The sequence below is a fragment of the Inquilinus sp. YAF38 genome (assembly GCF_052113205.1).
In the GTDB taxonomy this organism is placed as follows: Bacteria; Pseudomonadota; Alphaproteobacteria; order DSM-16000; family Inquilinaceae; genus Inquilinus.
Genome location: NZ_JBFRCU010000136.1, coordinates 1 through 12,540, shown reverse-complemented (window position 1 = coordinate 12,540; position 12,540 = coordinate 1). Strand labels below are relative to the sequence as shown.

The window sequence follows — 12,540 nt, the reverse complement described above, 5'->3', positions numbered from 1 at the left end:
GCCCCTGGCGGCTCAGCAACAGCCCCGCCCTCGCCATTGCTTTCCCCATCGCCGCCCTTCAGGCCCTCGGCCTCGTCTCCATCGCAAAGCCGCATTCCGCTTAATCCACCGAACCGCCGGATACGGACCCGTATGTCCGGTGGTGTGGGAGGGGGGAGCCGCGAGGCTTCCCCCTATCCCGATGCCATGGCGAGAATGCCGATTTTTCAGGCAGCGGCAGGCGGGTGGACGCAACCACCGGCAGCGCCGGCGCGAACTGTGTCGGAGGAGGTCGCGCTCGGTCGCGCCTGCCTCGGGAGGAAAGCCATGAAACTCATCGCCATCGGCATCGCGGCGGGGCTGCTCGCCGCCGCTTCGGCCTTCGCCATGGACGACCCGGCGAAGACCATGAAGACCTCGGCCGGCGAGGTCTATACGGACGCGAAGGGCATGACGCTCTACGTCTACGACAAGGACGAAGCCGGAAAGTCCAACTGCTATGACAAATGCGCCACCAACTGGCCGCCGTTCAAGGCTGCGGCCGGCGCGATGGCCATGGGCGAATGGACCATCGTCCAGCGCACCGACGGCACCGCCATGTGGGCCTATGACGGCAAGCCGCTCTACACCTACATCAAGGACCAGAAGGCGGGCGACGTCACCGGCGATGGCGCCGGCGGCGCCTGGCACGTCGCCAAGCCCGATTGAGGGTCGGCAAAAAAGAGAGGGCGGCCGAAGCCGCCCTCTTGTCTTGCTGAACCAGTGGTCCCGGATCAGCGGGCCTGGGACATGGCGATCGCGGTATCGCCCATCCGGTTCGAGAAGCCCCATTCGTTGTCGTACCAGCTCATCACCCGCACGAAGGTGCCGTCGATGACCTTGGTCTCGTTGATCGCGAAGATCGACGAGCGGGCGTCGTGGTTGAAGTCGGTCGACACCAGATCCTCCTCGTAGAAGCCGAGGATGTCCTTCAGCTTGCCGCCGGCGGCCTGCTTGATCGCTGCATTGACCTCCTCGACCGTGGTCGGGCGCTTGGCGACGAACTTGAAGTCCACGACCGAGACGTTCGGCGACGGCACCCGGATCGAGGTGCCGTCCAGCTTGCCCTTCAACTCCGGCAGCACCTTGCCGACGGCCTTGGCGGCGCCGGTCGAGGTCGGGATCAGGTTCAGTGCCGCGGCCCGGGCCCGGTGCAGGTCCTTGTGCATCGTGTCGACGATGCGCTGGTCGCCGGTATAGCTGTGGATCGTGGTCATGAAGCCGTGCTCGATGCCGACCGCGTCATGCAGCACCCAGGCGACCGGCGCCAGGCAGTTGGTGGTGCAGGAGGCGTTGGAGACGATCGTGTGCGCGGCGGTCAACTTGTCGTGGTTGACGCCGTACACGACCGTCAGGTCCTCGTCCGTCGCCGGCGCTGAGATCAGCACCTTCTTGGCGCCGGCCGTCAGCTGCTTGGCGGCGTCATCGCGCTTGGTGAAGATGCCCGAGCACTCCAACGCGATCTCGACGCCCATCGCGCCCCAGGGCAGCTGGGTCGGGTCGCGCTGCTGCACCGCCTTGATGCCGTGGCCGTTGACGATCAGCGTGTCGCCCTCGACCTGGACATCGAACGGCGCCCGGCCGTGGACGCTGTCATATTTCAGCAGATGGGCGTTGGTCTTGACGTCGGCGAGGTCGTTGATCGCAACGACCTCGATGTCCTTGCGCCCGGATTCGATCAGCGCCCGCAGCACCAGGCGCCCGATGCGCCCGAACCCGTTGATGGCAACCTTAACGGCCATTGTCGTCTTCTCCGATCCGATGGTCTTGTACCGATAGCGCATGGGGAACCAACCCGGTTCCCTTCCTTGCGGGAAGGGCTGGTTCCCGGCATCGGCGTTACAGCTTGGCCTTGGCGGCGGCGACAATCGCCTCGGCCGTGATCCCGAAATGCTTGTACAGCTGGTCGTAGGGGCCCGAGGCGCCGAAGCGGGTCATGCCGACGAAGCTGCCCTCCGAGCCGATATAGTGGTCCCAGCCCTGGCGCACACCCGCTTCCACGGCGATGCGGACCACGCCCTGGCCCAGCACCCGGCGGCGATAGTCGGACGGCTGGCGGTCGAACAGGGTCGTGCAGGGCATCGAGACCAGGCGGGTGCCGATGCCCTCGGCCTCCAGCGCGTCGCGCGCTTCATTGGCGATCGACACCTCCGAGCCGGTGGCCACCAGCAGCACGCGCGGCGTGCCGGTCGCCTCCCGCAGCACATACCCGCCCTTGGCCGACAGGTTCTCGGCATTGGCGTTCAGGCGCAGCGTCGGCAGGTTCTGGCGGGTCAGCGCCAGCACCGACGGGGCGTCCTCGGTCTCCAGCGCGATCTGCCACGCCTCGGCCGTTTCGACCGCGTCGCAGGGGCGGAACACCATCAGATGCGGGATCGCCCGCAGCGCCGCGACATGCTCGACCGGCTGGTGGGTCGGGCCGTCCTCGCCGAGGCCGATCGAGTCATGGGTCATGACGAAGACCACGCGCTGGCGCATCAGCGACGCCAGGCGGATCGACGGGCGGCAATAGTCGGTGAAGGTCAGGAAGGTGGCGCCGTAGGGAATGACGCCGCCATGCAGGGCCAAGCCGTTCATCGCCGCCGCCATGCCGTGCTCACGCACGCCGTAGCGGACATAGCGGCCGCCATACTTGCCGGGCTCGATATCGGTCGAGGCCTTGGTCTTGGTGTTGTTCGACGGGGTCAGGTCGGCCGAGCCGCCGATCAGCTCCGGGATCGCCGGCACCAGCAGCTCCAGCACCTGGCCGGAGGCGACGCGGGTGGCCAGGCTCGGCTTGGCCTCGGAAATCTCGGCCTTGAACTTGGCCAGGATGCCGTCGAGGCCGGAAGGCAGGGCGCCGGTGTTGGCCTGGCGGAAGGCGGCGCGGGTCTCGGCCGGCGTCTTCAGGAGGCGCTGGTCCCAGGCCAGTCGCTCGGCCTCGCCGCGCTTGCCGATCTCGCGCCAGGCCGCGATCGTCGCCTCCGGCACCTCGAAGGGCGGGTAGGGCCAGTTCAGGTTGGCGCGGGTGGCGGCGACCTCGTCCTTGCCCAGCGGTGAGCCATGGGTCGCGCTGGTGCCCTGCTTGTTCGGGGCGCCCCAGCCGATGATGGTCTTGCAGGCGATCAGGCTCGGCCGGTCATCGGCCAGCGCCGCGTCGATCGCGGCGGTGATGGCGTCGGTGTCGTGGCCGTCGATGCGCTGGACGTGCCAGTGATAGCCCTCGAAGCGCTTCTGGACGTCGTCGCTGAAGGACAGCGAGGTCGGGCCGTCGATGGTGATGTGGTTGTCGTCATAGAGCACGATCAGCCGGCCGAGCTTGAGGTGCCCGGCCAGCGAGCAGGCCTCGTGGCTGATGCCCTCCTCGAGATCGCCGTCGCCGCAGGTGACCCAGGTGTGGTGGTTGACCAGGTCGTCGCCGAAGCGGGCGTTCAGGATCCGCTCGGCCAGCGCGAAGCCGACGGCGTTGCCCAGGCCCTGGCCCAACGGCCCGGTCGTGGTCTCGATCCCGGCCTCGTGGTCCACCTCGGGATGGCCGGCGGTGTGATGGCCCAGCTGCCGGAAGTGCTTGATCTCGTCGAGCGTGATCTTGTTGTTCCCGGTCAGGTACAGCAGCGAATACAGCAGCATCGAGCCGTGGCCGCCGGACAGGATGAAGCGGTCGCGGTCGGGCCAGGTCGGGTGGGCGGCATCGAATTTCAGGTAGCGGCTCCACAGCACCGTGGCGACATCGGCCATGCCCATCGGCATGCCGGGATGGCCGCTTTTCGCCGCTTCCACCGCGTCCAGGGACAGGAAGCGGATGGCGTTCGCCATGTCTGAGTGGGTCACGGTCCGGGGGCTGTCGCTCATGGCATCGATCCGTTCGGGGACACGGGACCCGGCGATGGCCCGCCCAGGCTCTCATCAAGGCGGGGCGCTCGTCGGGGCGGCGGCACCATGCAGCCCCGGTGCCCCCGCGTCAATGCCACCAAATGCCCATTTCGGGCCAAAAAGCGGGTGAAAACGTCGGACATTCCAGGTGCCGGGCAGAAGCCCTGGAGGTCATCGGAGTGCTGCGCTACACAAGTCGGACATAACGGCGGCGGCGCCGGCCGAGAGGGTTTCGGAGAGACGGGATGGAACGGTTCGACGGGGTGCGCCTGCAGCGGGCGGTGCTGGAGGAGTTCGCGGCGGCGCTGCTGCGTGGCGCCGGGATGTCGGATGACAGCGCGGCGGCGACGGCGCGGGCGATGACCGATGCCTCGGCCCGCGGCGTCGACACCCATGGCCTGCGGCTGATCCCGTTCTATCTCGACCAGCTGCAGAACGGGCGGGTCAACCCGGCCCCGGCGGTGACCGCCACCCGAACGGCGCCGGCCTGCGTCGTCGTCGACGCCGATGGCGGCCTTGGCCATCTCGCCAGCTACCGCGCCATCGACGAGGCGGCGGTGCTGGCGGAGGAGACGGGGATGGCCGCCGCCGTGGTCACCCGCTCGTCCCATCACGGCGCCACCGGCGTCTACACCCTGGCGGCGGCGCAGCGCGGCTTCATCGCCTTCGGCTGCACCCATGCCGATGCGCTGGTGGTGCCGCATGGCGGGGTGAAGCCGTTCTTCGGCACCAACCCGATCAGCTTCGCCGCCCCGGCGCGGGACGAAGAGCCAGTGCTGCTGGACATGGCGACCAGCGCCATCCCGCTGAACCGGGTGCATCTGCGCCGCGACACCGACACGAAGCTGCCGCCCGAGGTCGCGGTCGGCGACGATGGCATCGCCACCACCGACCCGCATGTCGCCACCGGCCTGATTCCGGTCGGCGGGCTGGGCTATGGCTACAAGGGCGCCGGCCTGGCGATGATGGTGGAGATCCTGTGCGCCAGCCTGACCGGCATGCCGCACGGCTTCCGCATGACCAAGTTCACCGGCCCGGGCCAGCCGGTGCATATCGGGCACTTCTTCCTCCTGCTGAAGCCGCAGGCCTTGGCCGCCGGCGGCTATCAGGATTCGCTCGCGGCGATTCTCGCGGATCTGCGGGCGCAGCCGGCCCAGCCGGGGCAGGAGGTGATGGCGCCGGGTGACCCGGAAAAGCGCGAGGCGGCGGAGCGCGCACGGCTCGGCGTGCCGCTGGACCGCCGCACCTGGGAGCGTCTGGCCGCCTTCGCCGGCAGCGTCGGCGTTGCCGTGCCGGAGGCTTCCGTTGACGGGAACCGGAGCGGCGCATAGGTTCACGTGGATGACGCTGGATCTGGAGTCCCGCCCATGAGCGGGTTGACCGCGGAGCTCGACCGCCTGGAACGCGCCCTGGAGCGCCTGGATGCTGCTATGGCGGCGCAGGCGGAGCGCAGCCAGACACAGATCGACGAGATCGCGGACCGCGTGCGCACGCAGGCGGTGACCGAGATCGAGACCGAGCTGCGCGAGGACACGGCGACGGTGGCGGCTCGGGTCAACCAGGTGATCCAGCGCATCGAGACCCTTTTGGAAAAGTAACGCCGTGGCCCGGGTCGAAATCAATCTGAACAACCGCCCCTATCCGATCGCCTGCGAGGACGGGCAGGAGGGGCGCGTCCGCGAGGTCGCCAGCTTCGTGCAGGAGCGGATCCGCGAGATCCAGGGCTCGGTGCGGACCGCGACCGACACCCATCTCCTGGTCATGGTCGCGCTGATGCTGGGCGACGAGCTGCTCGATCTGCGCGAGGGCAAGGTCCCGGGCGCTGCGGTCGTGGCGCCGTCGCCGCTGGACGATCCGGAGCTGTCGTCGCGGCTGCAGAAACTGGCGGATCGGATCGAGGCCATTGCAGCCCGGGTCGAGACACCCTAAATCTGATCGCGTAGCGGGGCTGCGCGGTGCGACAGGTCGATTGTCCCTGGGGCCGTAGCACTTCTCTTAGGGAGCTGTCCCTGCCGGGACCGTGGTCCCGGCACATGGCGCCCACCTGCTGATGCAGGGCCCAAGAGGAGACATAATGACCACCGGCCGATGCGGCTCCGCTCAGCCTCTTCCCGCACCGTCTGACGACACGGAACTGCGCGACGCCAAGAAGGCGTTCCGGGCCGCGGCGCGTCAGCGGCGTGCGGCCTATCACCAACAGTACGGCGCCGGGGCGGGAGAGCGACTCCGCGACATCGTCCTGAAGACGATCCCCCTGCCGCCGGGCGGGGTGGTCAGTGGCTACCGGCCGATCGACGACGAGCTCGACCCGCTGCCGCTGCTGCGCGCCGCGATCGATCGCGGCCATGCCGCCTGCGTGCCGGTGGTGCAGGGCAGGGGGCAACCCCTGGTGTTCCGCGACTGGACGCCAGAGGCGCCGCTGGTCGAGGGCGTGTTCGGCGTGTCGGTGCCGGCGCCCGAGGCACCCGAGCGGGTGCCCGACCTGCTGTTCGTGCCGCTGCTCGGCTTCGACCGCAAGGGCTTCCGCATGGGCTACGGCGCCGGCTTCTACGACCGCACCCTGGCCGGGCTGCGGGCGCAGCGGCAGGTCGTGGCGGTCGGCATCGGCTATGCCGGGCAGGAGGTCACGGCGGTGCCGGTCGGCCTGCACGACGAGGCCCTGGACTGGATCGTGACGGATCGCGAAGCGATCCGCATTGCTGTTTGAGACGGATTTCGGATGCGCATTCTGTTCCTGGGTGATGTCGTCGGCCGTGCCGCTCGTGTGGCGGTGATGGAGCAGGTGCCGCGGCTGCGGCAGCGCCTGGACCTCGATTTCGTCGTGGTCAACGGCGAGAACTCGGCTGGCGGCTTCGGCATCACCCCGAAGATCGCCGAGGAGTTCTACGACTCCGGCGTCGATTGCCTGACCACCGGCAACCATGTCTGGGACCAGCGCGAGCTGTTGGGCAGCATCGACCGCGACAAGCGGATGGTGCGTCCGGCCAACTTCCCGGCCGGCACGCCGGGGCGAGGGGCTACCCTGCTGCAGGCCCGCGGCGGCCGCCAGGTGCTGGTGGTCAACATCATGGCGCGGCTGTTCATGGACGCGCTGGACGACCCTTTCGCCGCGGTCGACAAGCTGCTCGCCGACATGGCCATGCCGGGCGTGGTCGACGCCATCATCGTCGATTTCCACGGCGAGGCGTCGAGCGAGAAGATGGCGATGGGCCATCATCTCGACGGCCGGGTGACGCTGGTGGTCGGCACCCACACCCACATCCCGACTTCCGACCTGCACATCCTGCGCGGCGGCACCGCCTACCAGACCGATGCCGGCATGTGCGGCGACTACGACAGCGTCATTGGCATGGTGAAGGAGCCGGCGGTGGCCCGCTTCATCCGCAAGATGCCGACGGAGCGGCTGACTCCGGCCGAGGGCCAGCCGACGATCTGTGGCCTGGTGCTGGAGACCGACGAGACCACGGGACTCGCCCGCCGGGTCGAGCCGCTGCGCCTCGGCGGCCGGCTGTCGCCGGCCTGGCCGAGCGGCTTCGCCCCGGCCGAATCGGCGGGTTGATCGAATTCAACTTACTTCTCCGCAACCTCGCCTATCTGATTGCGGTGAAACGGAATATCCCGGGCTAGAAACATTCGTGCCTCTTTCCTCCGGGCCACAAAACCGCCATAGTCTGGGCCTAACGCGGCGCCGGTGAGCGTGCGGTGGCGCTTGCCGTCGCCGGGCCGGCCGCATATGTCTCCCGCCGCGAGTTTCCCAAGTCAGTCAGGCACTGCCCCATGGCCGGTCATTCACAGTTCAAGAACATCATGCATCGCAAGGGCGCGCAGGACGCCAAGCGGGGCAAGATCTTCACCAAGCTCCAGCGCGAGATCACCATTTCCGCCAAGCTCGGCCTGCCCGACCCGGCGATGAATCCGCGCCTGCGCGCCGCCATCCAGGCCGCGCGCAAGGAGAACATGCCGAAGGACAACATCGAGCGGGCGATCAAGCGCGCCACCGGCGACGGCGACGACAACGACTATGTCGAGATCCGCTACGAGGGCTACGGCCCGGCCGGCATCGCCGTGATCGTCGAGGCGCTGACCGACAACCGCAACCGCACCGCGGCGGAAGTGCGCTCGATCTTCACCAAGCATGGCGGGTCGCTGGGCGAGACCAACTCGGTCAGCTTCATGTTCAACCGGGTCGGCGAGCTGGTGTTCCCGGCCAAGGCCGCCAGCGCCGACGCGGTGTTCGAGGCGGCGCTGGAGGCCGGCGCCGACGACGTGCAGAGCGATGACGAGAGCCACACCGTGACCACCTCGATCGAGGGCTTCGCCGCCGTGCGCGATGCGCTGGAGGAGAAATTCGGCGCGCCGGATTCGGCCGGGCTGGTCTGGCGCCCGCTCAACACCATCGCGGTGAACGAGGAGCAGGGCGCGGCGCTGCTGAAGCTGCTGGACACGCTCGACGACAATGACGACGTGCAGCGGGTCTCGGCCAATTTCGAGATCCCGGACGAGATCATGGCGCGGCTCACGGCCTGAGCCGGCGGAGGGGATATGGAGCGCGGTATGGTGACGGCAGGGGGGATGGAGCGCCGATGAGGATCCTCGGCCTCGACCCCGGGCTGCGCCACACCGGCTGGGGCATCCTCGATGTCGACGGCAACCGGCTGCGCTACATCGCCGACGGCCGTGTCGATTCCGACGACAAGGCCGACCTCGCCACCCGCCTCGTGCAGCTGCATGACGGGCTGGTCGAGGTGATCCGGAGCTGGACGCCGGACGAGGCGGCGGTCGAGGAGACCTTCGTCAACAAGAACCCGACCTCGACGCTGAAGCTGGGCCTTGCCCGCGGCGTGGTGCTGCTGGTGCCGGCCCTGGCCGGCCTGCGGGTTGCGGAGTACGGCGCCAACCACATCAAGAAGTCGGTGGTCGGCGCCGGCCATGCCGACAAGACCCAGGTCCAGCACATGGTGCGGATGCTGCTGCCGGGCACCACCTTCAAGACCCCGGACGCGGCCGACGCGCTGGCAGTCGCGATCTGCCACGCCCATCACCGCCAGACCGAGGCCAGCATCGCCGGCATCCGGCTGCAGGTGGCGCGATGATCGCCCGGCTGCGCGGACTGGTCGACAGCGCCGGGGCCGACCACGCCGTGATCGACTGCAACGGCGTCGGCTACCTGGTCTTCTGCTCGCGCCGCACCCTCGGCCTGCTCGGCGGCCCGCGCGAGGCGGTGGCGCTGCATGTCGAGACCCATGTCCGCGAGGACCACATCCACCTTTACGGCTTCGTCGACACGGCGGAGCGCGACTGGTTCCGGATTCTGACCACGGTGCAGGGGGTCGGCGCCAAGGTCGCCCTCGCCATCCTGTCGGTGCTGTCGCCGGACCAGGTGGCGACCGCGATCGCCGCCGGCGACAAGGCGATGCTGGCCCGGGCCGAAGGCGTCGGGCCGAAGCTGGCCGGCCGGATTGCGTCGGAGCTGAAGGACAAGGTCGGCGGCATCGCCCTCGGGCCGGCCGCCACCGCGTTCCATGCCGGCGGCGCGGCCGCTCCGGCGGAGGCGGGCGCCGCGGCCGATGCGGTCTCCGCTTTGGTCAATCTCGGCTACGGCCGGGCCGAGGCCTTCGCGGCGGTGGCCAGGGCCGGCGGCAAGCTGGGGCCTGAGGCGACCGTGTCGGCGATCATCCCCGCCGCCTTGCGTGAGCTGGCGTCATGAGCGACGCCGACCGCATCGTCACCGGCGAACGCCAGGGCGACGACGAGGCCTCGCTGCGGCCGCAGACGCTGGAGGATTTCGTCGGCCAGCGCGAGGTCTGCGACAATCTCCGTGTCTTCGTCACCGCCGCACGCGGCCGGGCCGAGGCGCTGGACCATGTCCTGCTGTTCGGGCCGCCCGGGCTTGGCAAGACCACGCTGGCGCAGATCGTGTCGCGCGAGCTCGGCGTCGGCTTCCGTGCCACCTCCGGCCCGGTGATCGCCCGCGCCGGCGACCTGGCGGCGATCCTGACCAACCTGCAGCCGCGCGACGTGCTGTTCATCGACGAGATCCACCGCCTGAACCCGGCGGTGGAGGAGATCCTGTATCCGGCGATGGAGGACTTCCAGCTCGACCTGATCATCGGCGAGGGGCCGGCGGCGCGGTCGGTGCGGATCGACCTGCCGCCCTTCACCCTGGTCGGCGCCACCACCCGGTCGGGGCTGATCACCACGCCGCTGCGCGACCGCTTCGGCATTCCGCTGCGGCTGAACTTCTACGGCACGCCCGAGCTGGAATCGATTGTCGCCCGTGGCGCCCGGCTGCTCGGCTGCCCGCTGACCGACGAAGGCGCGCATGAGATCGCCAAGCGGTCGCGCGGCACCCCGCGCATCGCCGGCCGCCTGCTGCGCCGGGTGCGCGATTTCGGCGCCGTGGCCGGGCTGGACCGGATCGACGCCCGCGCCGCCGACCAGGCTTTGAAGCGCCTCGACGTCGACGAGGCCGGCCTCGACGCCATGGACCGGCGCTATCTGCGCCTGATCGCGGAGCATTACGGCGGCGGCCCGGTCGGGGTCGAGACGCTGGCGGCGGCGCTGAGCGAGCAGCGCGACATGATCGAGGACGTGATCGAGCCGTATCTGCTGCAGCAGGGCCTGGTGCAGCGCACATCGCGCGGCCGCATGCTGGGTGACCGCGCCTATCGCGCCCTCGGCCTGGCCGAACCGAAGCGCGCCGCCTCCCAGCTCGACCTGCTGGCGGAAGACGAGCCGTGATGAGCCCGCACAACTTCCCCGTCCGGGTCTATTGGGAGGACACGGACGGCTCGGGAATCGTCTATCACGCCTCCTATCTGCGCTTCGCCGAGCGGGCGCGGACGGAGCTGTTGCGCGAGGCGGGGTTCGAGCAGTGGACGATGCTGGCGGAGACCGGCATCGCCTTCGCCGTGCGGCATTGCGCCATCGATTTCCGCCGTTCCGCCCGGCTCGACGACCAGCTGACGGTCGAGACCCGGGTGACGGCGATCGGCGGCGCCAGTCTCGATATGTCGCAGGCGATCCGGCGGAATGGGGATGACATCGTCACATTGCTGCTGAAATTGGCCTGCATCACTCGTGACGGCCGGGCGGCGCGGATGCCGCCCCGGCTCCGCGAGGTCTTCAACGCGATCAAAGGTCAGACCGCGTCACACGCGGCGGAGTGAAGGGCGAAGGTATGGAGCAGTCGGTGATCGAAACCGCCCAGACGGTCGGGCAGGGTGCCTTGCACAACATGAGCATGTGGGGCCTGTTCCTGCAGGCCGACGTGATCGTCAAATTCGTGATGCTGCTGCTGCTGGCGGCGTCGGTCTGGTGCTGGGCGATCATCTTCGAGAAGTGGATCCGCGTGCGCCGGCTGAACCGCCAGGCCGACGCCTTCGAGGATGCGTTCTGGTCCGGCGGATCGCTCGACGACCTGTACGACCAGGTCGGGGCCAACCCGCCCGACCCGATGGCCGCCACCTTCGCGGCCGGCATGAAGGAATGGCGCATCGCCGCCGACCGCGGCATCGCCGCCTCGGGCAGCATGCGCGCCGGGCTGCAGCAGCGCATCGACCGGGTGATGCAGGTGACCATGACGCGTGAGCTCGGCCGGGTCGAGCGTGGCATGACCGTGCTGGCCTCGGTCGGGTCGACCGCGCCCTTCATCGGCCTGTTCGGCACGGTCTGGGGCATCATGAACTCGTTCCAGTCGATCGCCGCCCAGGCCGACACCAGCCTGGCCGTGGTGGCGCCGGGCATCGCCGAGGCGCTGTTCGCCACCGCCATCGGCCTGTTCGCCGCCATTCCCGCCACCACCGCCTACAACAAGTTCTCGAACGACCTGAACAAATACGCCGAGCGGCTGGAGAACTTCGCCGGCGAATTCGGCGCGATCCTGTCGCGCTATCTCGAGGACCGCAGCTGATGGGTGTCTCGCTCTCCCACGCCACCGGTCGAGGGCGCGGCGGCCGCCGCACCTTCCGTCCCAACTCCGACATCAACGTCACGCCCTTCGTCGACGTCATGCTGGTGCTGCTGATCGTGTTCATGGTCACGGCGCCGCTGCTGACCGTCGGGGTGCCGGTCGACCTGCCGCAGACCCGGGCCCAGAACATCCCGACCAAGGAGCAGCCGCTGCAGGTCACGATCGATGCCCAGGGCCAGATCTACGTGCAGAAGAAGCCGGTGGCGATGGAGGATCTGGTGCCGATGCTGACCGCGATCGCCAAGGCCCAGGCCCAGGGTTCCGCGGCAGGCACCGGCGGTGGCCCGGGCGAGACCCGCATCTTCGTGTTCGGCGACCAGGCGCTGGCCTACGGCCGGATCATGCAGGTGATGGGCGCCATCACCTCGGCCGGCTTTACCCGGGTGGCGCTGATCTCCGAGACGCCGAAGGGCCAGGCCGCCCTGACGCCGGCGCCTGCGGCCACCGCGCCGGCACCGAGGCGCTGACAAGAGCCCCATGCGTCCCAGTCTCATCATCTCCCTGGCCCTGCACGCGATCCTCTTGATCGTGCTGATGCTCGGCCTGCCGCTGTTCCGGCGCGACGCGCCGCAGATCGCGGTCGTGCCGGTGGAGATCGTCAGCGCCGATGCGGTGAACGAGGGCGCGACCGGCGAGATCGCGCCGGATCGCCCGCCAGCGCCGGACGCCACCGGCGACGCCGAGGTGCCGCCGCCGCC

15 protein-coding genes, 1 other RNA gene and 1 pseudogene are annotated in these 12,540 nt (G+C 69.3%); 15 read left to right on the top strand and 2 right to left on the bottom strand.

All coding sequences use genetic code 11. The features are described from left to right. The first annotated feature begins 306 nt into the window (after window positions 1-306). A complete protein-coding gene (locus tag AB4Z01_RS34210; protein ID WP_441701031.1) occupies window positions 307-687 on the top strand; it encodes a COG4315 family predicted lipoprotein in 381 nt (126 codons plus the stop codon). A gap of 65 nt (window positions 688-752) precedes the next feature. On the opposite strand, the gene gap is transcribed toward AB4Z01_RS34210, so the two are convergent. Both gap and tkt read right to left on the bottom strand, forming a co-directional pair. Continuing rightward, entirely contained in the window at window positions 753-1,760 is a 1,008-nt protein-coding gene (gap, locus tag AB4Z01_RS34205; RefSeq protein WP_441701029.1) for a type I glyceraldehyde-3-phosphate dehydrogenase, read from the bottom strand. A 97-nt stretch (window positions 1,761-1,857) separates the two neighbouring features. Further along, the gene (tkt, locus tag AB4Z01_RS34200; protein WP_441701027.1) at window positions 1,858-3,849 is read right to left on the bottom strand and encodes a transketolase; all 1,992 of its coding nucleotides are present in this window, start codon (window positions 3,847-3,849) and stop codon (window positions 1,858-1,860) included. Between the two features lie 266 nt (window positions 3,850-4,115). Between tkt and AB4Z01_RS34195 the strand changes: the two genes are divergently transcribed. The 14 genes and pseudogenes from AB4Z01_RS34195 to AB4Z01_RS34130 form a co-directional block, all read left to right on the top strand. Further along, window positions 4,116-5,201 (top strand): Ldh family oxidoreductase, encoded by a 1,086-nt coding sequence (locus tag AB4Z01_RS34195; protein ID WP_441701025.1) that lies wholly within the window; start codon window positions 4,116-4,118, stop codon window positions 5,199-5,201. A 36-nt stretch (window positions 5,202-5,237) separates the two neighbouring features. Then, window positions 5,238-5,468: a hypothetical protein gene (locus AB4Z01_RS34190; RefSeq protein ID WP_342238248.1), complete on the top strand. Its 231-nt coding sequence runs from the start codon at window positions 5,238-5,240 to the stop codon at window positions 5,466-5,468. A 4-nt stretch (window positions 5,469-5,472) separates the two neighbouring features. Beyond that, window positions 5,473-5,799 (top strand): cell division protein ZapA, encoded by a 327-nt coding sequence (locus AB4Z01_RS34185; protein WP_441701024.1) that lies wholly within the window; start codon window positions 5,473-5,475, stop codon window positions 5,797-5,799. Between the two features lie 13 nt (window positions 5,800-5,812). After that, window positions 5,813-5,971, top strand: a non-coding RNA gene (gene ssrS, locus AB4Z01_RS34180) — 6S RNA. Window positions 5,972-6,004: 33 nt separating this feature from the next. Then, the gene (locus AB4Z01_RS34175) at window positions 6,005-6,577 is read left to right on the top strand and encodes a 5-formyltetrahydrofolate cyclo-ligase (RefSeq protein ID WP_441701034.1); all 573 of its coding nucleotides are present in this window, start codon (window positions 6,005-6,007) and stop codon (window positions 6,575-6,577) included. Between the two features lie 12 nt (window positions 6,578-6,589). Then, window positions 6,590-7,429: a TIGR00282 family metallophosphoesterase gene (locus AB4Z01_RS34170; RefSeq protein ID WP_441701022.1), complete on the top strand. Its 840-nt coding sequence runs from the start codon at window positions 6,590-6,592 to the stop codon at window positions 7,427-7,429. A 218-nt stretch (window positions 7,430-7,647) separates the two neighbouring features. Further along, window positions 7,648-8,397: a YebC/PmpR family DNA-binding transcriptional regulator gene (locus AB4Z01_RS34165; protein ID WP_441701021.1), complete on the top strand. Its 750-nt coding sequence runs from the start codon at window positions 7,648-7,650 to the stop codon at window positions 8,395-8,397. A 56-nt stretch (window positions 8,398-8,453) separates the two neighbouring features. Further along, entirely contained in the window at window positions 8,454-8,963 is a 510-nt protein-coding gene (gene ruvC / locus AB4Z01_RS34160; RefSeq protein WP_342238253.1) for a crossover junction endodeoxyribonuclease RuvC, read from the top strand. Beyond that, window positions 8,960-9,577 carry a Holliday junction branch migration protein RuvA gene (ruvA, locus tag AB4Z01_RS34155; protein WP_441701019.1) on the top strand — a complete coding sequence of 206 codons (618 nt, stop codon included), beginning with the start codon at window positions 8,960-8,962 and terminating at the stop codon, window positions 9,575-9,577. The genes ruvC and ruvA overlap by 4 nt, the downstream gene beginning before the upstream one ends. Continuing rightward, window positions 9,574-10,611 carry a Holliday junction branch migration DNA helicase RuvB gene (ruvB, locus tag AB4Z01_RS34150; RefSeq protein WP_441701017.1) on the top strand — a complete coding sequence of 346 codons (1,038 nt, stop codon included), beginning with the start codon at window positions 9,574-9,576 and terminating at the stop codon, window positions 10,609-10,611. Before ruvA ends, ruvB begins: the two co-directional genes overlap by 4 nt. After that, a complete protein-coding gene (ybgC, locus tag AB4Z01_RS34145) occupies window positions 10,611-11,039 on the top strand; it encodes a tol-pal system-associated acyl-CoA thioesterase (protein WP_441701015.1) in 429 nt (142 codons plus the stop codon). The genes ruvB and ybgC overlap by 1 nt, the downstream gene beginning before the upstream one ends. A gap of 11 nt (window positions 11,040-11,050) precedes the next feature. Next, a complete protein-coding gene (gene tolQ, locus AB4Z01_RS34140) occupies window positions 11,051-11,782 on the top strand; it encodes a protein TolQ (RefSeq protein WP_441701032.1) in 732 nt (243 codons plus the stop codon). Further along, entirely contained in the window at window positions 11,782-12,309 is a 528-nt protein-coding gene (locus tag AB4Z01_RS34135) for an ExbD/TolR family protein (protein ID WP_441701013.1), read from the top strand. The genes tolQ and AB4Z01_RS34135 overlap by 1 nt, the downstream gene beginning before the upstream one ends. Before the next feature lie 10 nt (window positions 12,310-12,319). Continuing rightward, window positions 12,320-12,540, top strand: a pseudogene (locus AB4Z01_RS34130) (hypothetical protein); the annotation flags it as partial.